The following is a 422-nucleotide window of genomic DNA, read 5'->3' on the forward strand; positions in this document are numbered from 1 at the left end:
TCATTGTTGGCCGATGTCTGCTGGCTCAGGTTTATGTCAGATGTGGCATGGGCCGCATCGACCAGTGCGGCTTTGCGCTGCTGCACTGCCGCCACAAAGGCAGGCGTTCCCTCCTTATAATGATCCAGTGCTTCTGTATAAGCCTGAACATAGGCCGTGGCCTCGGTTGCGGCCTGCCCGCCCTGCAACCATGCTTGTGCAACCTGACGTTGTAATCCGGTATTACGCTCCATGGCGGTTGTGCTGGTCTGGTACTCGGCTGCCAGTGTGCGCGCCGCAGATGCCTGAACAGCAGCTTTTTCACTAGCAGACGCCATACCGCCAGACAGGGAGCGGGCAGCATCATCTGCCTGTTGCGCGGCCTCGACCATGGCCCGGTCATAGCCGGTCAGGGCAGAGGCAGACTGCGCTGCGCGGTTCTG

Annotated in this window: 1 protein-coding gene; it reads right to left on the reverse strand. The window is 60.4% G+C overall.

Features of this window, described 5'->3' with window-relative positions; translation table 11 throughout:
- Nucleotides 1-422 (reverse strand): hypothetical protein (locus HK26_RS13730; RefSeq protein WP_180539604.1); only part of this gene is annotated, 422 nt, incomplete at both ends.

Origin of the sequence: Acetobacter okinawensis, assembly GCF_002153655.1 — a bacterium.
Lineage (GTDB): Bacteria > Pseudomonadota > Alphaproteobacteria > Acetobacterales > Acetobacteraceae > Acetobacter > Acetobacter okinawensis_A.